Raw genomic sequence first — 21356 nt, 5'->3', positions numbered from 1 at the left:
TCAGGCCGGGACGGGGGCGTCGAGGCCGTTGGCGACCCGCACCACGTCGACGATCTCGCCCATGATGTCGGTGATCGCGAAGTCCTTCGGGGTGAAGACCCGGGCGACGCCGAGCTCCCGCAGCCGCCGGGCGTCACCGTCGGGCACGATGCCCCCGACCACGACCGGGACGTCGTCCAGCCCGGCGGCGCGCAGCCCGTCGAGCACCGCGGGCACCACCTGCAGGTGCGAGCCGGAGAGCACCGACAGGCCCACCACGTGCACGTCCTCCTCGACCGCGGCGGCCACGATCTGGGCCGGGGTGAGCCGGATGCCCTGGTACACGACCTCGAAGCCGGCGTCCCGGGCGCGGACGGCGATCTGCTCGGCGCCGTTGGAGTGCCCGTCGAGGCCCGGCTTGCCGACCAGCAGCCGCAGCCGGCCGCCCAGCTCGGCGCCGGTGGCCCGCACCCGCTCACGGACCTCGGTGAGCGTGAGGTCACCCGCCCCGCCCGCCGCGGAGCCGACACCGGTCGGTGCCCGGTACTCACCGAACACCTGCCGGAGCACGCCGGCCCACTCCCCCGTGGTCACGCCCGCGCGGGCGCAGTCCAGGGTGGCCGGCACCAGGTTGGCGTCGGTGCCGGCGGCCGCCCGCAGCGCGTCGAGCGCCGTCCGCACCGGTCCCGGGTCCCGCTGCGCCCGCCAGGCCCGGACCGACTGCTGGGCGGCGGCCTCCACGGCCGGGTCGACGGTCTGGATGGCCGACCCCAGGTCGGCCAGCAGCGGGTTGTCCTCGGTGGACTGGAAGCGGTTGACGCCGACGACGACGTCCTCGCCGCTCTCCATCCGCCTCCGGCGCTCGGCCAGCGAGGCCACCAGCCGGCCCTTCATGTAGCCGGACTCCACGGCGGCGACCGCGCCGCCGAGCTCCTGCACTCGGGCCATCTCGGCACGCGCGCCCTCGACCAGCTCGGCGACCTTCGCCTCGACCACCACCGAGCCGGTGAACAGGTCCTCGTACTCCAGCAGGTCGGTCTCGTGGGCCAGCACCTGCTGCAGCCGCAGGGACCACTGCTGGTCCCAGGGCCGCGGCAGCCCGAGTGCCTCGTTCCAGGCCGGCAGCTGGACGGCGCGGGCCCGGGCGTCACGGGACAGGGTGACCGCGAGCATCTCCAGCACGATGCGCTGGACGTTGTTCTCCGGCTGTGCCTCGGTCAGGCCCAGCGAGTTGACCTGCACGCCGTAGCGGAACCGGCGGTGCTCGGCCCGCTCGACGCCGTAGCGCTCCCGGGTCAGCTCGTCCCAGAGCTGCCCGAAGGCACGCATCTTGCACATCTCCTCGACGAACCGGACCCCGGCGTTGACGAAGAAGGACATCCGGGCGACCACGTCGCCGAAGCGCTCGGGCGGTACTTGCCCGGAGTCGCGCACCGAGTCCAGCACGGCGACGGCCGTGCTCAGCGCGTAGGCGATCTCCTGCACCGGCGTCGCGCCGGCCTCCTGCAGGTGGTAGCTGCAGATGTTGATCGGGTTCCACCGGGGCATCGACGTGACCGTGTAGGCCACCATGTCGGTGATCAGCCGCATGCTCGGTGCCGGCGGGAACACGTAGGTCCCGCGGGACAGGTACTCCTTGATGATGTCGTTCTGCGTCGTCCCGGCGAGCTCCCGGACGTCGTGACCGTGCTCCTCGGCCACCACCTGGTAGAGCGCCAGCAGCCACATCGCCGTGGCGTTGATGGTCATCGACGTGTTCATCTCGTCCAGCGGGATGCCGTCGAACAGGGCACGCATGTCCCCGACGTGCGTGACCGGGACGCCCACCTTGCCGACCTCGCCGACGGCGAGCTCGTCGTCGGGGTCGTACCCGGTCTGGGTGGGCAGGTCGAAGGCAACCGACAGACCCGTCTGCCCCTTCGCCAGGTTGCGCCGGTAGAGCGCGTTGGACTCCGCCGGCGACGAGTGACCGGCGTAGGTGCGCATGACCCAGGGACGGTCACGCTCCCCCGGCGTGTGCGGGAAGGGCATGCCCGCGGAGTGTAGGTGCGCTACCCGTCGGTAACCAGACGGCCGACCAGCGGCGCGGTGGCACACTCGTCAGCAGCCCGGCGTCTCGACCCGGGACCACCGCAGCCGCCCGGGAGGGTCCGCGTGCCGATCGACGCCGGGAGCCTGCACTTCGCCGTCGGGCCGTTCATCGCGCTGCTGATGATCGCGCTGATCGCGCTGTTCCTCCGCTGGGCGTTCGGGTCCGATCGACCCGCCCGCCGGACGGGGGCCGCACGCGACGGCCTGCTGACGCCGGTGGCCACGCTGACCCGCCGGGAGTCGGCGCTGGCGCTGCGCGCGGTGCTCTCCGACGCCGGCATCCGGTCCACGCTCCGCGAGCCGGCTCCGCACCGGACCGACGTGCTGGTCTTCCCGGAGGACGCCGAGCGCGCCCGCGCCCTGGCCATGTCCTTCCGCGGCAACTGACGAAGGACCCCGCTGCCCCCCACCCTTCGCAAGCTCAGGGCGGGCCCCTGCAGCGGGGCCTGACCCTTCCCCCACACCCTTCGCAAGCTCAGGGCGGGCCCCTGGAAGGGGGCCTGACCGTGCCCGCTGCCTCGCCGCGGGACGGTCAGTCGGGGCGTTCGGTCCGCTCGATCTGCACGCCGACGCCGCGGAGCTGCTCGACGAAGTCGGGGTAGCCGCGGTCGATGTGCCGGACGTCCTGCACCTCGGTGACACCGTCGGAGAGCAGTCCGGCGAGCACCAGGCCGGCGCCGGCCCGGATGTCGGTGGCCAGCACCGGCGCGCTGGACAACCGCTCACGGCCACGGACGACGGCGTGGTGGCCGTCGATACGCACGTCGGCGCCGAGTCGCACCAGCTCGTTGACGAACATGAACCGGCCCTCGAACACGTTCTCCGTGATCAGCGCCGTCCCGGTGGAGACCGCCGCCAGGGCGACCGCCATCGGCTGCAGGTCCGTCGGGAAGCCCGGGAACGGCAGCGTCACGACGTCCACACCCCGTGGCCGGTCGGCCATGGCGACCCGCACCCCGTCGGGGACCTGTTCCACGGTCGCGCCGGCGCTGACCAGCTTCTCCAGGGGCACGGTCAGGTGCTCGGCGACCGCGCGCTCGACGACGACGTCCCCGCGGGTCATGACCGCACCGATCGCCCACGTCCCGGCCACGATCCGGTCCGGCACGGTGGTGTAGGCCACCGGCTGCAGTCCCTCCACGCCCTGCACGGTGATGGTGGAGGTGCCGGCCCCGTCGATCTGGGCGCCCATCGCGGTGAGCATCCGGCAGAGGTCGGTGATCTCGGGCTCACGCGCGGCGTTGTCCACGATCGTGGTGCCCTCGGCGAGCACGGCGGCCATGACCAGGTTCTCCGTCGCACCCACGGAAGGGAAGTCCAGCCAGATGGACGTGCCGACCAGCTTCGGCGCGGTGGCGATGAGGAAGCCGTGCTCGTTGACCACCGTGGCGCCGAGCCGCTCCAGGCCCGCGACGTGCATGTCCAGGCCGCGGGAGCCGATGGCGTCACCTCCGGGCAGCGCCACCTTCGCGGTGCCGCAGCGGGCGACCAGCGGGCCGAGCACGCTGATCGAGGCGCGCATCCGGCGCACCAGGTCGTAGTCGGTCTCGCTGGAGGGCTGCTCCGGGACGTCGATGTGCACCCGGCCGCCGCCGCCGCTGCCTGCCGGGTAGCGCTCGTACTCCACGCCGCAGCCCAGCCGGCGCAGCACCTCGCTCATGATCTCGACGTCGAGGATGTCGGGGACCTCCTCGAGGGTGGTCCGGCCGGAGGCGAGGAGCGCGGCGGCCATCAGCTTGAGCGCGCTGTTCTTCGCACCCGTCACCCGCACCCGCCCCTGCAGCGACGTCCCACCGGTCACCGAGAAGCAGTCCACCCGGTCACCTTACGGTGGCCCTGCGGCGGGGCCCCACCGCCAGTTCGAGGACCCGTCCTCCTCGGGACGGGGCCAGGGGCAGCAGGGTCCTTCTTCTACGCTCAGCACATGACGGTCCGGCTCACCCGCATCTACACCAAGACCGGCGACGCCGGCCAGACGCACCTGGGCGACATGAGCCGGGTGACCAAGACCGACCCCCGGCTGGTCGCCTACGCCGACGTGGACGAGACCAACAGCGTCATCGGACTCGCGATCGCCCTGGGCTCACCGGCGCCGGAGGTCGCCGCGCTGCTGCGCAGCGTGCAGAACGACCTCTTCGACGTGGGCGCCGATCTGTCGACCCCGGTCACCGAGGCCCCTGCGCATCCCCCGCTGCGGATCACCGCCGAGTACACCGAGCGGCTCGAGACGGCCTGCGACGTGGCGAACGAGGAGCTGCCGGCGCTGACGTCGTTCGTGCTGCCCGGCGGGACGCCGCTGGCCGCGCTGCTGCACCAGGCGCGCACGGTGAGCCGGCGGGCGGAGCGCAGCGTGTGGGCCCTGCTGGCCGTCGACGCGGAGCGGACCAACGCGGAGACCGCCCGCTACCTCAACCGGCTCTCGGACCTGCTGTTCATCCTGGCCCGGGCGGCCAACCCGGACGGCGACGTGCTGTGGGAGCCCGGCGCGCACAGCGGGGTGCACGCCCAGCGCGCCGCCCGCGACTGACGACGTCCCGCCGCAGGGCCCCTCAGCGCGGGGGGCAGCGGGGGTCCGTCACCGGTCGTACGGCGGAGCCGACTCGATCCAGGACAGGAAACCGGTCTCGGTCGACCGGTCCATGGCCAGCTCCTGAGGGCCCGCGCCGGTCCGGCAGGTCAGGACCACCGTGTCGTCGGGGAGGGAGACGTCCGCCCGGGTCGACCGGCGCCGGGCGTCGACCCGGAACTCCGAGCGGCACAGCCGCTGGTTGGGGCGGACCGACAGCGACAGTCCGCGGTACCAGAGCAGCGTGTTCCCGGAGTACCAGGCGACGCCCGGCGACCAGCGGGTGGCACCCGCCGGGCGCAGCCACATCTCGACTGCCCCCAGGCCGGAGAGCAGGAACCGACGGCGGAGCAGGAACGCCGCCACCAGCGCGGCCAGCAGGAGCGCGACGACGACCAGGACGACGGTGGTCACCGGGTCGGTCGCGGCCGCTGTGGTCCGTGTCGGCTCAGGCGTCCTGGCCGGCGGCGCGCAGGCGGGACTGGGCGCGACGGGCGGCCGCCTGGGCCTCGGGGTCGTCACCCTCGGCCTCGGCGCGGCGCAGTGCCTCACGGGCGCGCTCGACGTCGATCTCGCTGGCGATCTCGGCGGTCTCCGCGAGAATGGAGACACCCTTCTCGGTGACCGAGAGGAACCCGCCGTGGGCGGCGACGATCAGCTCCTCGCCGGACTCGGGGCGGATGCGCACCACGCCGCCAGGGGCCAGCTCGCCCAGGAGGGGCGCGTGACCGGGCAGGACACCGAGCTCACCCTCGGTGGTCCGGGCGATGACCATGGTGGCCTCACCGGACCAGATCATCCGCTCCACGGCCACGAGCTCGACCTGCAGGGTCGCCACGACACTCCTCGGGGTCCACCAGGCCGGCGGTGCTGGACCGGCGGGTGCGGGGCCGCCGGACCGGGTGGACACGGCGACGGGTCGGTGCCCACTCTAGCGGCGCCCTCGCGCCCTCCGGGGACCACTCCCCCGCACCGCCCGGCGGGGACGGGACGACGCACGATCCGGACCCGCAGGTCAGGCGCTGCGTCGGTAGAGGACCGTCCAGCGGCCCAGCCGGAGGAGGGGGTGCTCGACCGAGGACGCCGGCGCCCACTCCGGGGTCTCGAACGGGCCGGCGGAGGTCTCGACCGGCGCGTAGGGGGGCCAGCTCCAGTCGAGCGCGTCCGCATCGGCCTGGCCGGCCCGCGAGGTGCCGAGCGTGGCCGTCGTGCCGGTCGAGGTCGGGACCGACAGGGCTCGTCTGCTGCGCACGGTGCTCTCCCAGCGAGGCGTCCGCGGTCCGGACGCGCTGACACGATGATCGGCCCATCCAGCGCACTGCTTGAGACCTGCAGGGTGCTGTCACCCGATCGGCGCACAGCGGCCCGCTTGCCGTCACGTACGGCGACGGCCTTCGTCACTGATCGTGGCGCGGTCTGGTCGTTCTCCCGGTCAACGGAGGGCGCGGGATCCACAGGGGGCACGTCCTGGCGGGGCGACAGAGCGCTGAGCTGCGTAGTCTCCGTCTTCCGACTCGGACCGGGACGACGGAGGACACGGATGCGGCTGGCGCGGGGAGCTGCCGGGACGCTGGTCGCCATGGCTGTGCTGGCCGGGTGTTCCGATGGTCCGGAGCCGGCCAGCGACTCGCTGCCGAGCGCGGCGCCGACGTCCGCCGGGGCCAGCGAGACCCTGCCGCCCTTGGGCCCGCCCGACTTCCCGATGCCCCCCGAAGCTCGCGAGCAGACCCCCGCAGGCGCCGAGTCATTCCTCCGCTACTACTTGAACCTATACAACCGCGCGCAGGCCGACCTGAATACCGCCTACATGAGCGAGTTGAGCAAGGATTGCGAGACCTGCGACCAGCTGATCAATAACATGAACGAAGACGCCCAAAACAGCCGATCGTACGAGGGTGGCACCGTTGAGCCAGTCAGTATCACCCCGGCATCCCTGGCAGATGGTCGGGCCGAGTTGGCCTTCTCTCTGGCTCAATCAGCACTAGTGGTGCGAACAGCCGAGGGAGCCACGATCGGCGAATTAAGTGCGCCGCCAGCAACCCTGCAATGTGGCGCTGTCCTGACGTGGTCAACACAGAGTACGAGTTGGGTCTTCTCGCAGTGGGACGTCACCTAGGCTCCGTCGTCGCGGTCACGATCACCGCGACGAGTCTCGTCTTGACGGGCACGGCCGCCGCCGAGTCATGCCGCTCACTCGCTTGCGTGAAGACGGAACTTGATCAGGGAGCCGCGTGGCTCGCCGCAGAGGAAGTGTCGAGCGGCGATGACGGTACTTACACCGCAACTAATGTTCGGTCGGTCAGCCAGGCGCTCTTCAAATGGCGACTTCGGACGCCATGCCAACTCACCGACCCGCAGACTGGCGGTTGCGAGGTCGAGACCCGTTCCTGTCCGACTGTCGAGGGTCGGGTGATCGGTTACTACCAAGTGCAGAGACAACGCCTTGCCCAAGCGGACTTGGCGCCGGTCGACGACGTAGCTCCACCGCTTGACGCCACGCCCGGCAGCCCGTACGGGGCTTGGGGGACCGTGGCTGAGTCCTGCGTAGACGTCACGGACCTGAATCCGCCGCCGTCGCCGGACGAGGTGTTCCGCTACTTCCAGACCCTCCCCCTGCCGAAGCTGGCCACCCAGCAGCAGCCGCCGGGCAACGGCCTGGTGGGGCTCCCGGTCATCTTCTTCACGACCGGCCCCACCACCGAGACCTTCACCGTCGACATCCGCGGGTTCGACGTCGACATCACCGCCCGCGCCACCGGCTTCGCCTGGCACACCGGCGACGGGACCAGCCTCACCACCACCGACCCCGGAGCGCCGTACCCCCGCCAGACCATCACGCACGACTACCGGGCGGGCACCTACACGGCCTTCCTCACCACGACCTGGGGTGCCACCTACTCCGTCGACGGCGGAGCATCGGCCGACGTCCCGGGCACCACGACGACCGACGGGCCGCAGGTCACCTTCGCCGTCCTGCAGGCCCGCACGGTCCTCACCGACCCCTACGACTGACGTCGGCCTCTCCCGGGACGCCGACGGCCGGGCCCCTCGAGTGAGGAACCCGGCCGTGACGACCTGTTGGAACGGCCACCCTTCAGGCCATCGCCGAGCCTGCGAGGCGATGGCCTGAAGGGTGGTCCTACGACTTCTTCAGCTTGTCGAAGTTGCGCTCGAGGTCCTCGAGGCCACCGCACATGAAGAAGGCCTGCTCGGGCACGTGGTCGTACTCGCCAGCGGCCACCGCCTTGAACGCCTGCAGCGTCTCCGACAGCGGGACGTAGGAACCGGGCTGGCCGGTGAACGCCTCGGCGACGAACATGTTCTGCGACAGGAACCGCTCGATGCGCCGGGCCCGGTTGACGGTGACCTTGTCCTCCTCACCGAGCTCGTCGATGCCGAGGATGGCGATGATGTCCTGCAGCTCCTGGTAACGCTGCAGGATCCGCTGCACCTCGCGGGCCGTGTCGTAGTGCTCCTGCCCGATGTACTGGGCGTCCAGGATCCGGCTGGTGGAGTCCAGCGGGTCCACCGCCGGGTAGATGCCCTTCTCCGAGATCGGCCGGGAGAGCACGGTCGTGGCGTCCAGGTGCGCGAACGTGGTGTGCGGCGCCGGGTCCGTGATGTCGTCGGCGGGGACGTAGATCGCCTGCAGGGAGGTGATGGACCGACCCCGGGTCGAGGTGATCCGCTCCTGCAGGGTGCCCATCTCGTCGGCCAGGGTCGGCTGGTACCCCACGGCGGAGGGCATGCGGCCCAGCAGCGTCGAGACCTCGGAACCGGCCTGGGTGAACCGGAAGATGTTGTCGATGAAGAGCAGCACGTCCTGGTCCTGCTCGTCGCGGAAGTACTCCGCCATCGTCAGCGCCGACAGCGCCACCCGCAGCCGGGTGCCCGGCGGCTCGTCCATCTGGCCGAACACCAGCGCGGTCGAGTTGATGACGCCGGACTCGGTCATCTCCGTGATCAGGTCGTTCCCCTCACGGGTGCGCTCGCCGACTCCGGCGAACACCGACACGCCACCGAACTCCTGGGCGACGCGGCGGATCATCTCCTGGATGAGCACGGTCTTGCCCACGCCGGCCCCACCGAACAGGCCGATCTTCCCGCCGCGCACGTAGGGGGTCAGCAGGTCGATGACCTTGATGCCGGTCTCGAGCAGCTCGGTGCGGCCCTCGAGCTGGTCGAACTTCGGCGCGTGCCGGTGGATCGTCCAGCGCTGGGCGTCCGCGCCGTAGCCAGGGGTGTCCAGGCACTCCCCGAGGGCGTTGAACACGTGCCCGGTGACCACGTCACCCACCGGCACGGAGATGGCGGAGCCGGTGTCCCGGACCTCGGCACCCCGCACGAGGCCGTCGGTGGGGGCCATCGAGATGGTGCGGACCACGTTGTCGCCCAGGTGCTGGGCGACCTCGAGGGTCAGCGTCTTGCCCAGGTCGGCGAGGGTGACCTCGACCTTGAGCGCGTTGAACAGCTCGGGCATCGCGTCGCGGGGGAACTCGACGTCGACGACCGGGCCGGTGACCCGGACGACCCGGCCGGTGCCGGTGGTCTCCTGGGTGCTCGGACGGTCCTCGGTGACGGTCATCTGTGTTGCTCTCCTGCCCTGGGGCTCGGTGGTCTCGCGTGTCCGGTGTCCCAGCCCGCGGCGGGTGGCGCCGCGGCCGGGGGTCGATCAGTTGTCGTTGCCCGCCGAGACCAGCGCGTCGGCGCCGCCGACGATCTCGCTGATCTCCTGGGTGATCTCCGCCTGGCGGGCCTGGTTGGCCTGCCGGGACAGGTTCTTCGCCAGCTCCTCGGCGTTGTCCGACGCCGACTTCATCGCCCGCCGGCGCGACGCCGACTCCGAGGCCGCCGCCTCGAGCATCGCCGCGTAGATCCGGGTGGTGATGTACTTCGGCAGCAGCGCGTCCAGCAGCGCCTCGGCCGACGGCTCGAACTCGTAGGAGGTCGGCACCTCGCTGGTGCGCTCGGCCTCGAGCTGCTCGTCCCGCTCGTCGCGGAACTCCTCGACCTCCTCCACCTCCAGCGGGGCCATCCGCTTGGCGACGGGCACCTGCGACAGCAGCGAGCGGAACTCGGTGTAGACGATGTGCAGCTCGTCCACGCCCAGGATCCCGTCGGCCCCGGCGCCGGTCTCGTCGTCGTCCTCGCCGGCGGTGAACGCCTCGATCAGCGCCCGCCCGACCTCCTGCGCGTTCTGGTACCCGGGCTGCTCGGAGAAGCCGGTCCAGGTGTCGACCATCTCCCGGTCACGGAACCGGTAGTAGGTCTCGCCCTTGCGGCCGACGACGTACAGCTGCGGGTCCTTGCCCTCGTTGCGCAGCAGTCCGAGCAGCTCCTCGGTGCGGCGCAGCACGTTGACGTTGTAGGACCCGGCGAACCCGCGGTCGGAGGTGATCACCAGGACGGCGACCCGGCCCGGCCTCTCCCGCTCGGTGAGCAGCGGGTGGTCGAGGCTGGCCGAGGAGGCCAGCGCCGAGAGCACCCGGGTGATCTCCCGGGCGTAGGGCTTGGACGCCTCCACCCGGTTCTGCGCACGCACGATGCGGGCACCGGCGATCAGCTCCTGGGCCGAGAAGATCTTCTTCGTCGACTGCGTGGAGCGGATCCGGCGCCGCAGCGCGCGGAGGGAACCGGCCATGTCAGCGGCTCCGCTTGACCTGGACGGTCTCCTGGCCACGGTCGCTGGCGTCCATGGCCTCGACCTCGGCCTCGTTGACCTTCAGCGACTCGCCCTCGCTGGTCCGGAACTGGTCCAGGAAGGAGTCCACCGCCCGCTCCAGGCTGCCGACGGTGTCGTCGTCGAGCTTCTTGGAGTTGCGGATGTCGTCGAAGATCGTGTTGTCGCCCCGGCCGATGAACTCGAGGAACTCGGACTCGAAGCGGCGGACGTCGGGCACCGGGACCTGGTCCAGCTTCCCGGTGGTGCCCAGCCACAGCGACACGACCTCGCGCTCGACCGGGTACGGCGAGTACTGACCCTGCTTGAGCAGCTCGACCAGGCGCTGACCGCGGTCCAGCGTCGCGCGGCTGGAGGCGTCCAGGTCCGAGGAGAACGAGGCGAAGGCCTCGAGCTCGCGGTACTGGGCGAGGTCCAGGCGCAGCCGGCCGGCGACGGACTTCATCGCCTTGATCTGCGCCGAGCCACCGACCCGGGACACCGAGACGCCGACGTTGATCGCCGGGCGGACACCGGAGTTGAACAGACCGGTCTCCAGGAAGATCTGCCCGTCGGTGATCGAGATGACGTTGGTCGGGATGTACGCCGAGACGTCGTTGCCCTTGGTCTCGATCAGCGGCAGCCCGGTCATCGAGCCCGCACCCAGCTCGTCGGAGAGCTTGGCGCAGCGCTCGAGCAGCCGGGAGTGCAAGTAGAAGACGTCGCCCGGGTACGCCTCGCGGCCCGGCGGGCGGCGCAGCAGCAGGGACACGGCGCGGTAGGCCTCGGCCTGCTTGGACAGGTCGTCGAACACGATCAGGACGTGCTTGCCCTCGTACATCCAGTGCTGGCCGATCGCCGAGCCGGTGTAGGGAGCGATGTACTTGAAGCCGGCCGCCTCGGAAGCGGGGGCGGCGACGATGGTCGTGTACTCCATGGCGCCGGCGTCCTCCAGCGCGGCACGGGTGGCCGCGATGGTGGAGCCCTTCTGGCCGACCGCCACGTAGATGCAGCGCACCTGCTGGCTCGGGTCGCCCGTGGCCCAGGCCTGCTTCTGGTTGATGATCGTGTCCAGCACGATGGCCGACTTGCCGGTCTGCCGGTCGCCGATGACCAGCTGACGCTGGCCGCGGCCGATCGGGGTCATGGCGTCGATCGCCTTGATGCCGGTCTGCATCGGCTCGTGCACCGACTGCCGCTGCACCACGGTGGGCGCCTGCAGCTCGAGGGCGCGCCGACCGGTGGTGGCGATCGGGCCGCCACCGTCGATGGCGTTGCCCAGGGGGTCGACGACCCGGCCCAGGTAGCCGTCACCGACGGGCACGGAGAGCACCTCGCCGGTGCGGCGGACGGTCTGGCCCTCCTCGATGTTGGCGAAGTCGCCCAGGATGACCACGCCGACCTCGCGCACGTCGAGGTTCAGCGCCAGGCCACGCACGCCGCCCTCGAACTCGAGCAGCTCGTTGGTCATGACCGAGGGGAGGCCCTCGACGCGGGCGATGCCGTCACCGGCCTCGGTGACGATCCCGACCTCCTCACGGGAGACGTCGGGGCGGTAGTCACTGACGTAGTTCTGGATCGCACTGCGGATCTCGTCCGCGGAGATCGTCAGCTCGGCCATGGCTCTGCGTCCTCTTCCTGCTGCTCTGTGGGTGGTGCGGGTCTGACGCTGTCGGTGCGGCTCAGACGGCCAGCTGGCGGCCGGCGGCCTCGAGTCGGTGGGCGATGCTGCCGTCGATGATCTCGTCACCGACGCGGATGACCAGACCGCCCAGGACGGCCGGGTCGACCTGGACCTGCAGCCCGATGCTCCGCCCGTAGAGGCGCTCGAGCACCTCGGCCAGCCGGCGCTCCTGCTCGGGGGTGAGGACGACGGCACTGGTCACGTGCGCGACCGACCGGCCCCGCCGACGGGCGGCGACCTCGGACAGCCGCTCGACGACGTTCTCGGCGTTGTGCACGTGCGGGCTGGTGAGGGAGTTCCGCACCAGCCGCTCGGTCACCGGGCTCACCTTGCCGGCGAGCAGGCGGTCCAGGAGGGCGGTCTTCCCCTCACGCGGCGCGGTCCGGTCGCCGAGGATGCGGAGCAGGTCGTCGTCGCCGGCGATGATCCGGCCGAACCGGAACAGCTCGTCCTCGACGCCGTCGAGTTCAGCCCGCGCCTCGGCCGCGTCCAGCGCCGCCTCGACCGCGAGGGTCTCGGTGGCCTCGACCAGGTCGAGCGGGCGGGACCAGCGCTGCCGCGCGACGGCCTCGACGACGGTCAGCGCCGTGGGGGAGATCTGCGCGGACAGCAGCCGACGGGCCAGCCCGGCGCGGTCGTCGGGCCGCGCGGAGGCGTCCGACAGCGCGCGGCGCAGCGAAGGCTGCCCCTCCAGCAGGTGCGCCACTGCGAACAGCTCGTCGGCGAGGGCGAGCAGCGTGTCACCCCGCCGGTTGCTCGGGGCACCCTGCGTCTGCTCGACCAGCGCCGCGCGCGCCTCGGCCATGGCCGCCCGGCTGGAGGCGTGCATCAGCGGTCGCCCTGCGGGACGTACACCGAGCTGCCGCCCCGGCCGTCCGTGGACGGCGCCGGCGACGGCGTCCCGGTGGTCGTGGCTGACATGCCGTCGAGCTGGTCCAGGAACCGGTCGACGGTCCCGCTGCGGCGGGCGTCCTCGGCGAGGGACTCCCCGACGACCCGGCTGGCCAGGTCCACGGCGAGCATGCCGATCTGGCCGCGGAGCTGGTTGACGACCTGCTGCCGGTTGGCCGCCAGCTGCTCCTCGCCGCGGGCGACGATCCGGGCGGACTCCTCCTGGGCCTGGGCCCGGAGCTGCTCGAGGATCTGCTGCCCCTCGGCCCGGGCGGCGTCCCGGATCTGCGCTGCCTCGGTGCGCGCCTCGGCCAACTGGCCGCGGTACTGCTCCAGCGCCGCCTTGGCCTCGGCCTGCATGGCCTCGGCCCGCTCGATGCCGCCCTCGATCGCCTCGCGGCGGGCCCGGAACGTCTTCTCCATCTGCGGGAAGACGAACTTGGCCAGCACGAAGTAGAGGATCGCGAAGGCGATGATGCCGACGACGATCTCTCCGAGTGGCGGCAGCAGCGGGTTCGCGCTCTCCGCGGCCAGGATGTTCATGCTCTGCACGTCCCTAGGTCAGCTGGGTACGGATCCGGCGGGGAGCCAGGTCACGGCCCGAAGATGAAGGGCACGACCAGGCCGATCAGGGCGAGCGCCTCGGAGAGGGCGGCACCGAGGAAGGCGTAGGTCCGGGTCAGGCCGGCGGACTCGGGCTGACGGGCGGTCGCCTGGATGTAGGCGGCCCACACGATGCCGACACCGATGCCCGGGCCGATAGCGGCGAGGCCATAGCCGACCGAGCCGATGCTGCCGGTCAGTCCTTCAGCGGCCAGAAGATCCATTGCGGGGTGTTCCTCCTGTGTCGGTCGCCCGGGGTGGTCCCGGGCGGCTGGCGGGGTGGTGCCGGTGGTGCTGGTCCTGGGGTGGGGTGGCGCGGTGGGTCAGTGCGCGGGCTCGATGGAACCGCTGAGGTAGGTGGCCGTCAGGACCACGAACACGTAGGCCTGCAGCACGATCACCAGCAGCTCGAAGAAGGTCATGATGATGGCCATGAGCAGCGAGAACGGCGCGAAGACCACCGAGAAGTTGCCGACCTGGAGCAGGTAGACCGCACCCAGGGAGAAGACCACCAGCAGCATGTGCCCGGCGAACATGTTGGCGAAGAGCCGGACGGCGAGGGTGAACGGCCGGATGACGAAGACCTGCAGCAGCTCGATCGGCGTCACCAGGATCAGCGCGGCAGCCGGGACGCCCGGCGGGACGGCTGCGTCCTTGAAGTACCTCGCCGCGCCCTGCTCCCTGATGCCGATGTAGTTGTAGAGGATCCACACGAACACCGCGAGGACCAGCGGGAACGCGAACTTGCTCATCGGCGAGATCTGGAAGAACGGCACGATGCTCATCGCGTTGTTCGCCAGGATGAAGAAGAACAGCGACCCGAGGAACGGGGCGAACGGCAGGCCCTTGGGACCGATCACGTCCCGGGCGATGCCGTCCCGGACGACGGAGTAGCCGCTCTCGGCCAGCCACTGCATCTTGCCCGGCACGATGCCCGGCCTGCGCATCGCCAGGACCAGCAGCAGCAGGATCGCCGTGGTCGCGATGAACAGGATGAAGGTGATCCGGGTGAACTCGAAGTCGATCCCCAGTACCGAGAACGACACGAGCGACTCGGGGTAGAACTCCGCGATGCTCGGAGCCTGGAAGCCGCTGTCGCCCTCACCGCCCTCGGCGGCGAGCACGTTGACGAGCGCGGAGGCGCTGGGGGTCACCGTTGTCCCTTCTGCGACCCGGGCCGACTCCGACGGCCGCCCGGGGTGGATCCGCGCCCCGCCTTGCCGGCGGGCGGCAGCGGCGGTGCGTACTTCATGACCACGAGGTAGATGGCCACGCCGAGACCGAGGAGCGCGCCGATGAGGACGAAGAAGTTCGTCCCCAGCCAGCGGTCGAGCGCCAGCCCGGCGCCACCCCAGACGATCAACCCCGAGAGCATCGTCCCGGTGATCCCCCAGCCGACGTCGGCCCCACTGGGCTGACGGTCGCCTGCGGCCTGCGGTCGCGGTCGGGCTCCCCCAGGTGCGGGAGTGTCCTCGGCCATCGCGGGGACCTTATCAGCCGCCTGTGCGCGGGATTTCCGGGTCCGCCGTCCCGGTCCGCGCAGGTGGCGCAGGCGGCGGGACGTAGTAGAGCTGCCGGGTCCACACCCACCGGGCCTGCACCAGGCTCCACAGCACCGCGCCGGCGACCACCGTCCAGGCCAGCGTCCGGCGGTCCAGCCAGCCGTCGGCCGGGAGGGCGCTCAGCACGGGGAAGAGCAGCACGACCTTGACGGCGAAGCTCCCCAGCGCGGCCGGCAGGGTGAAGCTGTCGTGGAGGCGTCCGGCCCAGGCGATGACGAGCCCGGACAGGCAGAAGAAGAAGGCCACCACCGCCGCGCCGACGAGGACGCCGAGGGCATCGGCCCAGCTCAGGAGCACACCGACGACCGGGACGGCCACCGCGGTGGCCGCCAGGGTGGCCAGCACCCCGACCCGCAGGAACGAGACGTCCCAGGGGGCGGCGGGCTGCGCTCCCGGTGCGGTCACCGCCGCACCCCGGCCGGCGGACCGGTGGTGGCGGGCGGCGCCGACGAGCTCAACGGCTTGGGCACCGCCGGAGCACCGCCCGGGCTCACCGCCCCGCGGGTGGCCACGGTCCGGGCCACCCGCCGGGTCGGGTGGGCAGACCGGCTGCGCTGCCGCTGCGCGGCGACCTCGGCCTGCCGGGCGGCGATCGCCGCCCGCCGCGCCCGCGGACTGAGCACGACGACCACGCCGACCACCAGCAGCGCCCCGACCACGACGAGGACCTCGACCGTCCCGCCGGTGATCGACAGCGCCACGGCGCCGAAGCTCAGCAGGGCCGCCCAGAAGTACATGATCAGCACGGCCCGCCGGTGCGAGTGCCCGATGGACAGCAGCCGGTGGTGCAGGTGCATCTTGTCCGGCGCGAACGGCGACCGGCCCCGACGGGTGCGCCGGACGACGGCCAGCACCAGGTCCGCAACCGGGATGAACAGCACCGCGATCGGCACCAGCAGCGGCAGGGCGAGGGGCAGCAGGCTGGCCGCCGAGTCGAACGTCTGCGGGTCGGCCTGCCCCGTGGCCGACACCGCGGCCGCCGACAGCATGAGACCGACCAGCATCGAGCCCGAGTCGCCCATGAAGATCCGGGCGGGGCTGAAGTTGTGCGGCAGGAAGCCCAGGCAGGCCCCGGCCAGCACCGCCGTGATCAGCGCCGGGGCGCTGGCCACGTCGTCGTAGCCGACCAGGCCCAGGTGGTAGCTGTAGGCGAAGAAGGCCAGCGCGGCGATCGCCGAGACCCCCGCCGCCAGCCCGTCGAGGCCGTCGATGAAGTTCAGCGCGTTCACCGTGAGCACGGTCAGCAGGATGGTCGCCGGCACGCCGACCGATGGTCCGAGGATCAACGTGCCGATGTCGGCGACCGGGAGGAAGAGGTACAGCAGCTGGACGCCGCCCAGCACCATCACCCCCGCGGCGGCGATCTGGCCGGTGAGCTTGGTCAGCGCGTCGAGGCTGAACCGGTCGTCCAGCACTCCGAGCAGGCAGATCACCCCGCCGGCGACGAGCACCCCGACGGTCTGCGAGTCGTCGAACGTCCGCTGCAGCGCGGGCAGCCGGGTGGCCACCAGCACCGCGGCGGCGACCCCGAGGTACATCGCCACCCCCCCGCCCCGCGGGGTGGGGATGACGTGCACGTCGCGGTCCCGGACGGCGGCCATCATCCGCATCCGGATCGCCGCCACCCGGACCACGGGGGTGGCCAGGAACGTGACCACCCCTGCGGTCAGCAGGACGACGACGTACTCGCGCATCGGATCGGGCCCGGCGCTCAGCCGCGGCGGCTCGGCGCCGGGTAGGCCGGGTGCGCGCCGACGAGGTCGCGGACACCGGCGGCGACGTCCGCCGTCCGGGCGCCGGCGGCGTCGCGGATCGCCGTCCCGATGAGCGAGGCGACCGCCTTCATGTCGGTCTCGACCATCCCCTGCGTGGTCACCGCCGGGCTGCCGACGCGGATGCCCGAGGCGACCGACGCCGGCTGCGGGTCGTTGGGGATGGCGTTCTTGTTCAGCACGATGCCGGCGGCGTCGCAGCGGGCCTCGGCGACCTTGCCGGTGACCAGCTCGCCGGCGTCGTCGGTGACCTGCTGCAGGTCGAGCAGCGCGAGGTGGGTGTCGGTCCCGCCGGCGACCGGGCGCAGGCCTTCAGCGGCCAGCCCCTCGGTGAGCGCCTGGGCGTTGGAGACCACCTGGCGGGCATAGGCCTGGTACTCCGGGGTCAGGCACTCCTTGAAGTTCACCGCCTTCGCGGCGATGGCGTGCATCAGCGGGCCGCCCTGCATCATCGGGAAGGCGGACTTGTCGATGGCCTTGGCGTGCTCCGCCTTGCACACGATGGCGCCCCCGCGCGGGCCGCGGAGCACCTTGTGCGTGGTGAAGGTGACGACGTCGGCGTAGGGCACCGGTGAGGGGATCGCCTTGCCGGCGACCAGACCGATGAAGTGCGCGGCGTCCACCATCAGGATCGCGCCGACCTCGTCGGCGATCTCCCGGAAGGCGGCGAAGTCGATCAGCCGCGGGATGGCCGAGCCGCCGCAGACGATCAGCTTGGGCCGGTGCTCGCGGGCCAGGTCGCGGACCTGGTCGTAGTCGATGTGCTCCGTGTCGGGGCGGACGCCGTACTGGACGGCGTTGAACCACTTGCCGGAGAACGAGACCTTGGTGCCGTGGGTCAGGTGCCCGCCGTGCGGCAGCGCCATGCCCAGCAGCGTGTCGCCCGGGGACAGGAACGCGCCGTAGGCGGCCAGGTTGGCGCTGGCGCCGGAGTGCGGCTGCAGGTTGGCGTGCTCGGCGCCGAACAGCTCCTTCGCCCGGGCGATGCCGATGTCCTCGGCGCGGTCGACGACTTCGCAGCCGCCGTAGTACCGCCGTCCCGGGTACCCCTCGGCGTACTTGTTGGACAGCGTGCTGCCCAGCGCGGCGAGCACCGCGGGACTGGTGAAGTTCTCGCTGGCGATCAGCTGGAGACCGCCGCGCAGCCGGTCCAGCTCGTCGAGGACCACGCTGGAGATGTCGGGGTCGAAGGCGGCCAGGGCGTTGAAGTCCGGGCCCCAGTAGGGGGTGTCGGCGGTGCTGCTCATGGCGGCTGCACTCCAGGGGCTCTGACGACGGTGCGTCGGTGCGGGCGCCCGCGAGCACCCGACCGGTCGGGCGCGCGGCTGTCGCACCACGGTATCGCCTTGACATTGCGATCCTCCGGATCGCACCGCGGCCAGGTGCTGTCCCCGAGCGCCGTTGAGCTGTTTCGTGCGTTGCCGGCGGGAGCCTGCGGCCCCGCGCCGACCCCGCACAGTCGTCCTCTCGGACGACGCCGTACTCGGCTCGCGACGTCGACTTGCCCGTGTGTTCCCCGGTGCCATGCACACGAAGACCTTCGGCCCCGTTCAAAGGCTCGCCCCAAGCTCGCGAGCGGTGGGGGCAGCGGGGTCCTTGCCTAGTCCGTGATGTCGGGGACGACCTCGCGGAGGCGGTCGACCTCGATCGCACCGACCCGGAGCACCCGGGGGGTGGGGCCGGTGCAGTCGACGATGGTGCTGGCCGCCGAACTGTCCCGGGGGCCGTCGTCCAGAACGACGGCGGCGTGCTCGCCGAGCTGGTAGTCCGCCTGCTGGGCGGTCGTCGCGGCCGGGCGGCCGGAGCGGTTGGCGCTGGAGACGGCGAGCGGGCCGGTGCGGCGGAGCAGGTCCCGGGTGACGTCGTCGTCGGGGAGCCGCACCGCGACGGTGCCCTGGGCGTCCCCGAGGTCCCAGGCCAGCGACGGCGCGTGCTCGACGACCAGCGTCAGGCCGCCGGGCCAGAAGGCCTCGGCCAGCTGGTGGGCCACCGGCGGCACCGTGGTCACCAGCCCGGCGAGGGTCGAGGCCTCCCCCACCAGCACCGGGACCGGCATGGACCGCCCGCGGTTCTTCGCCGCCAGCAGCTTGGTGACCGCGGACGCGGTGAACGCGTCGGCGGCCACCCCGTACACGGTGTCGGTGGGCAGGAGCACCAGGTCGCCGCGGGACAGCGCCGCGGCGGCGGCGTCCAGCCCCGCGGTGCGCCGGTCGGGGTCACTGCAGTCGTAGATCTCGGCCACGGGACCGGAGTCTGTCACTGCCCGCGCGCGGCCAGCCGGGCCGTCGTGTACCGCGGCCGGCCGGCCAGGTCCGGGTGGTCGCCGACGTCGGTCCAGCCGCCGGCGGCCCGCACCAGCGCGGGCAGCGCGCTCCCCTGCTGGTCGGCGTGCTCGATGCCCAGCCAGCCGCCGGGACGGAGCAGCCGGGCCGCGGTGCGCAGCAGCCCGCGGACGACGTCGAGTCCGTCCGGGCCGCCCCACAGGGCCAGCGCCGGGTCGTGGTCGGCGACCTCCCGCGGCAGCCCGGCGCCGTCGGGGACGTATGGCGGGTTGGAGACCACGACGTCCACCTGCCCGTCCAGCTCGCGGAGCAGCCCGTCGTCGGTCATGTCACCGGCGAGCACCTCGACCGGGGTGTCCCCCGCGGCGGCCCGGACGGCGGCGTTGTGCCGCGTCCAGCCGATGGCCCCCGGGTCGGCCTCGACGGCGACGACCCGGGCTCCGGGGTGCTCGTGGGCGACCGACAGGGCGATCGCGCCGGAGCCGGTGCCCAGGTCCACGACCAGGGGCCGCTCGGTCCCGGCGATCCGGTCCAGCACCCACCCGGTGACCAGCTCGGTCTCCGGGCGGGGCACGAAGACGCCCGGACCCACGGCCAGGTCCAGGAACCGGAACGGCGCGGTGCCGGTGAGGTGCTGCAGCGGGACCCGGGAGGCCCGCTCGGCGACCAGGCCGGCGAACCGCCCGGCGGCGTCGTCCGGGACGGTGTCCAGGGTGAGCAGCCGGGCCCGCGGCACGCCGAGCACGGCGGCCAGCAGCAGCTCGGCGTCCACCCGCGGGGACGCCACGCCGCCCTCGGCGAGTTCCCGGGCGGCGTCGGCGAGCAGCAGCCGCGCGGGGGTCAGGAGCCGGCCGCCATCAGCTCGGCGGTGTGCGCGGCGGTGAGGGCGTCGATCACGGGGTCGAGCTCGCCGTCCAGCACCTGGTCCAGGTTGTGCGCCTTGAAGCCGACCCGGTGGTCGTTGATCCGGTTCTCCGGGTAGTTGTAGGTGCGCACCCGCTCGCTGCGGTCGACGGTGCGGACCTGGCTGCGCCGGACGTCGCTGGCGGTGGCCGCCGCCTCCTCGCGCGCGGCGGCCAGCAGCCGGGAGCGCAGCACCCGCAGCGCGGACTCCCGGTTCTGCAGCTGGCTCTTCTCGTTCTGCGAGCTGACCACGATGCCCGAGGGCAGGTGGGTGATCCGGACGGCGGAGTCGGTGGTGTTGACGCTCTGCCCGCCCGGCCCGGAGGACCGGAACACGTCGATCCGCAGGTCGTTCGGGTCGACGCTGACGTCGACCTCCTCGGCCTCCGGCAGCACCAGGACGCCGACGGCCGAGGTGTGGATCCGTCCCTGGGACTCGGTCACCGGCACCCGCTGCACCCGGTGGACGCCGCCCTCGAACTTCAGCCGGGACCAGATCCCCTCGTCCCCGCGGGACTTGACCGCGACCGCCACGTCCTTGTACCCGCCCAGCTCGGCGTCCACGGCGTCCAGCACCTCGGTGGCCCAGCCGCGCCGCTCGGCGTAGCGCAGGTACATCCGGAGCAGGTCCCCGGCGAACAGCGCGGACTCCGCACCGCCCTCCCCCGCCTTGATCTCGAGGATGACGTCCTTGTCGTCGTCGGGGTCCTTGGGCAGCAGCAGCTCGGTGAGCCGGTCCCCCAGCTCGGCGACCCGCTGCTCCAGCGCGGCGGCCTCGGCGCCGAAGGAAGGGTCCTCGCCGGCCAGCTCGCGGGCGGCGGCCAGGTCGCCGCGGGCCGCCTCCAGCGCACGCGCGTGCTCCACCAGCGGGGCCAGCGCGGCGTACCGGCGGCCCAGCCGCCGGGCGCGGCCGGCGTCGGCGTGCACCGCGGGGTCGGCGAGCTCGGCCTCCAGCGACGCGTGCTCGGCGAGCGCGTCAGCGAGCCGGTCGGTGCCGGCGTCGGTGCTGCTGCTCACGGGGCCTCCCTCGTACATGAGCCCGAAAAAGCACACCGGGCGGGTCCGGACACGACGACGGCGCCCGCCCCGCCCCCGGGAGGGGCGGCGCGGGCGCCGTCGGTGGTGCTACTTGGCGTCGGCGGAGGCACCCGCACCGGCGCGCTTGCCGAACCGCTTCTCGAAGCGGGCGACCCGGCCACCGGTGTCCATGATCTTCTGCTTGCCGGTGTAGAAGGGGTGGCAGGCAGAGCAGACCTCGACGGTCAGCGCGGGCTGGCCGTAGGTGCTGCGGGTGCTGAACGTGTTGCCGCAACCACACGTCACCTGGGTGACGGTGTAGTCCGGGTGGATGTCGGCCTTCATGC

At 72.3% G+C, this 21356-nt stretch carries 24 protein-coding genes; 4 read left to right on the top strand and 20 right to left on the bottom strand.

Features of this window, described 5'->3' with window-relative positions:
- Positions 1 to 2010, bottom strand: a complete 2010-nt coding sequence (locus ACWIX6_RS05565; protein WP_448615848.1) for a methylmalonyl-CoA mutase family protein — start codon at positions 2008 to 2010, stop codon at positions 1 to 3.
- Positions 2011 to 2133: 123 nt separating this feature from the next.
- Between ACWIX6_RS05565 and ACWIX6_RS05560 the strand changes: the two genes are divergently transcribed.
- On the top strand, positions 2134 to 2457 hold the full coding sequence (locus ACWIX6_RS05560; protein ID WP_448615847.1) for a hypothetical protein: 324 nt from the start codon (positions 2134 to 2136) through the stop codon (positions 2455 to 2457).
- Between the two features lie 145 nt (positions 2458 to 2602).
- On the opposite strand, the gene murA is transcribed toward ACWIX6_RS05560, so the two are convergent.
- Positions 2603 to 3886: a UDP-N-acetylglucosamine 1-carboxyvinyltransferase gene (gene murA / locus ACWIX6_RS05555; protein WP_448615846.1), complete on the bottom strand. Its 1284-nt coding sequence runs from the start codon at positions 3884 to 3886 to the stop codon at positions 2603 to 2605.
- 108 nt (positions 3887 to 3994) lie between these two features.
- On the opposite strand from murA, the gene ACWIX6_RS05550 reads away from it, so the two are divergent.
- Positions 3995 to 4597 (top strand): cob(I)yrinic acid a,c-diamide adenosyltransferase, encoded by a 603-nt coding sequence (locus tag ACWIX6_RS05550; RefSeq protein ID WP_448615845.1) that lies wholly within the window; start codon positions 3995 to 3997, stop codon positions 4595 to 4597.
- Between the two features lie 48 nt (positions 4598 to 4645).
- Here the strand turns inward: ACWIX6_RS05550 and ACWIX6_RS05545 are convergent, their stop codons facing one another.
- The 3 genes from ACWIX6_RS05545 to ACWIX6_RS05535 form a co-directional block, all read right to left on the bottom strand.
- Complete coding sequence (locus ACWIX6_RS05545) at positions 4646 to 5050, bottom strand: DUF2550 domain-containing protein (RefSeq protein ID WP_448615844.1); 405 nt, start codon at positions 5048 to 5050, stop codon at positions 4646 to 4648.
- A gap of 34 nt (positions 5051 to 5084) precedes the next feature.
- Positions 5085 to 5474 carry a F0F1 ATP synthase subunit epsilon gene (locus tag ACWIX6_RS05540; protein WP_448615843.1) on the bottom strand — a complete coding sequence of 130 codons (390 nt, stop codon included), beginning with the start codon at positions 5472 to 5474 and terminating at the stop codon, positions 5085 to 5087.
- 177 nt (positions 5475 to 5651) lie between these two features.
- Entirely contained in the window at positions 5652 to 5888 is a 237-nt protein-coding gene (locus ACWIX6_RS05535) for a hypothetical protein (protein WP_448615842.1), read from the bottom strand.
- Between the two features lie 327 nt (positions 5889 to 6215).
- On the opposite strand from ACWIX6_RS05535, the gene ACWIX6_RS05530 reads away from it, so the two are divergent.
- A complete protein-coding gene (locus ACWIX6_RS05530) occupies positions 6216 to 6752 on the top strand; it encodes a DUF6318 family protein (RefSeq protein WP_448615841.1) in 537 nt (178 codons plus the stop codon).
- 470 nt (positions 6753 to 7222) lie between these two features.
- Positions 7223 to 7648 (top strand): hypothetical protein, encoded by a 426-nt coding sequence (locus ACWIX6_RS05525; protein WP_448615840.1) that lies wholly within the window; start codon positions 7223 to 7225, stop codon positions 7646 to 7648.
- A 127-nt stretch (positions 7649 to 7775) separates the two neighbouring features.
- On the opposite strand, the gene atpD is transcribed toward ACWIX6_RS05525, so the two are convergent.
- The 15 genes from atpD to rpmE all read right to left on the bottom strand — a co-directional run bounded on the left by atpD (position 7776) and on the right by rpmE (position 21354).
- Complete coding sequence (gene atpD, locus ACWIX6_RS05520; protein ID WP_448615839.1) at positions 7776 to 9221, bottom strand: F0F1 ATP synthase subunit beta; 1446 nt, start codon at positions 9219 to 9221, stop codon at positions 7776 to 7778.
- 87 nt (positions 9222 to 9308) lie between these two features.
- Positions 9309 to 10277 (bottom strand): F0F1 ATP synthase subunit gamma, encoded by a 969-nt coding sequence (locus tag ACWIX6_RS05515; RefSeq protein WP_448615838.1) that lies wholly within the window; start codon positions 10275 to 10277, stop codon positions 9309 to 9311.
- Between the two features lies 1 nt (position 10278).
- Complete coding sequence (atpA, locus tag ACWIX6_RS05510) at positions 10279 to 11916, bottom strand: F0F1 ATP synthase subunit alpha (protein ID WP_448615837.1); 1638 nt, start codon at positions 11914 to 11916, stop codon at positions 10279 to 10281.
- A 61-nt stretch (positions 11917 to 11977) separates the two neighbouring features.
- On the bottom strand, positions 11978 to 12808 hold the full coding sequence (locus ACWIX6_RS05505) for a F0F1 ATP synthase subunit delta (RefSeq protein WP_448615836.1): 831 nt from the start codon (positions 12806 to 12808) through the stop codon (positions 11978 to 11980).
- A complete protein-coding gene (locus ACWIX6_RS05500) occupies positions 12808 to 13413 on the bottom strand; it encodes a F0F1 ATP synthase subunit B (protein WP_448616978.1) in 606 nt (201 codons plus the stop codon). Before ACWIX6_RS05500 ends, ACWIX6_RS05505 begins: the two co-directional genes overlap by 1 nt.
- Positions 13414 to 13463: 50 nt before the next feature.
- A complete protein-coding gene (gene atpE / locus ACWIX6_RS05495; protein ID WP_448615835.1) occupies positions 13464 to 13697 on the bottom strand; it encodes an ATP synthase F0 subunit C in 234 nt (77 codons plus the stop codon).
- A gap of 99 nt (positions 13698 to 13796) precedes the next feature.
- Positions 13797 to 14627 (bottom strand): F0F1 ATP synthase subunit A, encoded by an 831-nt coding sequence (gene atpB / locus ACWIX6_RS05490; RefSeq protein WP_448615834.1) that lies wholly within the window; start codon positions 14625 to 14627, stop codon positions 13797 to 13799.
- Positions 14624 to 14848, bottom strand: coding sequence for a hypothetical protein (locus ACWIX6_RS05485; RefSeq protein WP_448615833.1), 225 nt, complete (start codon positions 14846 to 14848; stop codon positions 14624 to 14626). The genes atpB and ACWIX6_RS05485 overlap by 4 nt, the downstream gene beginning before the upstream one ends.
- 118 nt (positions 14849 to 14966) lie before the next feature.
- Complete coding sequence (locus ACWIX6_RS05480) at positions 14967 to 15440, bottom strand: hypothetical protein (RefSeq protein WP_448615832.1); 474 nt, start codon at positions 15438 to 15440, stop codon at positions 14967 to 14969.
- A complete protein-coding gene (locus tag ACWIX6_RS05475; RefSeq protein WP_448615831.1) occupies positions 15437 to 16729 on the bottom strand; it encodes an MraY family glycosyltransferase in 1293 nt (430 codons plus the stop codon). Before ACWIX6_RS05475 ends, ACWIX6_RS05480 begins: the two co-directional genes overlap by 4 nt.
- A gap of 17 nt (positions 16730 to 16746) precedes the next feature.
- On the bottom strand, positions 16747 to 18054 hold the full coding sequence (locus ACWIX6_RS05470) for a serine hydroxymethyltransferase (protein WP_448615830.1): 1308 nt from the start codon (positions 18052 to 18054) through the stop codon (positions 16747 to 16749).
- A 353-nt stretch (positions 18055 to 18407) separates the two neighbouring features.
- Positions 18408 to 19049 carry an L-threonylcarbamoyladenylate synthase gene (locus ACWIX6_RS05465; RefSeq protein WP_448615829.1) on the bottom strand — a complete coding sequence of 214 codons (642 nt, stop codon included), beginning with the start codon at positions 19047 to 19049 and terminating at the stop codon, positions 18408 to 18410.
- A 14-nt stretch (positions 19050 to 19063) separates the two neighbouring features.
- A complete protein-coding gene (prmC, locus tag ACWIX6_RS05460; protein ID WP_448616977.1) occupies positions 19064 to 19915 on the bottom strand; it encodes a peptide chain release factor N(5)-glutamine methyltransferase in 852 nt (283 codons plus the stop codon).
- Positions 19916 to 19929: 14 nt separating this feature from the next.
- Entirely contained in the window at positions 19930 to 21009 is a 1080-nt protein-coding gene (gene prfA, locus ACWIX6_RS05455; protein ID WP_448615828.1) for a peptide chain release factor 1, read from the bottom strand.
- 108 nt (positions 21010 to 21117) lie between these two features.
- Positions 21118 to 21354 carry a 50S ribosomal protein L31 gene (gene rpmE, locus ACWIX6_RS05450; RefSeq protein ID WP_448615827.1) on the bottom strand — a complete coding sequence of 79 codons (237 nt, stop codon included), beginning with the start codon at positions 21352 to 21354 and terminating at the stop codon, positions 21118 to 21120.
- Positions 21355 to 21356 lie beyond the last annotated feature (2 nt).

It is taken from the genome of Modestobacter sp. URMC 112, assembly GCF_053502575.1.
This window is presented reverse-complemented; position numbering and strand designations above follow the sequence as displayed.